The sequence below is a fragment of the Chitinophaga oryziterrae genome (assembly GCF_009758125.1).
Taxonomy (GTDB): domain Bacteria; phylum Bacteroidota; class Bacteroidia; order Chitinophagales; family Chitinophagaceae; genus Chitinophaga; species Chitinophaga oryziterrae.
In genome coordinates this window covers 1-602 of sequence record NZ_WRXO01000039.1, presented here as the reverse complement: position 1 = coordinate 602, position 602 = coordinate 1, and the positions used below count along the sequence as shown (strand labels likewise).

The window sequence follows — 602 nt, the reverse complement described above, 5'->3', positions numbered from 1 at the left end:
CTTATGGTGGTTTTGCCGAGGGTGTTCACCTCTTCCCATTCCGAACAGAGAAGTTAAGCCCCTCATGGCCGATGGTACTGCACAATCATGCGGGAGAGTAGGTAGCTGCCATATTTATTGAAAAGAGTCCCGGCGACTGTCGGGACTTTTTTTATCTTCACTGGTTAACATACCACATAATTATTACAAGTTCTTTCCCAATACTGTCGTCTGAAGATGAGCAAAGTATGTTACAAAGACATCACTTATAACCAGGTTATAGGCAAGTCACTAACAGAAAAGTAAATCGAATAAATCTTCAAAAAAGATTTGGTAGAAAGGTAGAAATGATTACCTTTGCAACCCCAACGCAAACGACGCGAAACGGAAACAGACAAAAAGCTCTTTTAATTTAATAGAATAATGATGTAGACTTTAGGAGTCGCACGGATCGGATCCGGGACATCGGCAAACATTGGACATTAGGTTTGATGTAAAGTTCTTTGAAAGATTGGAAACAACAGCATATAAAACACAGGTAATGTTAAGCGAAAACATTAGATAAACATGACGTCTAATTTCGAGAGAAATTACGAAGTCAGTATCAAAACTTCTTTACAATG

Annotated in this window: 1 rRNA gene; it reads left to right on the top strand. The window is 38.7% G+C overall.

Going from position 1 to position 602, the window contains the following annotated elements:
• Positions 1 to 2: 2 nt before the first annotated feature.
• Positions 3 to 114 (top strand): 5S ribosomal RNA (gene rrf, locus GO495_RS31905).
• Positions 115 to 602: the final 488 nt, after the last annotated feature.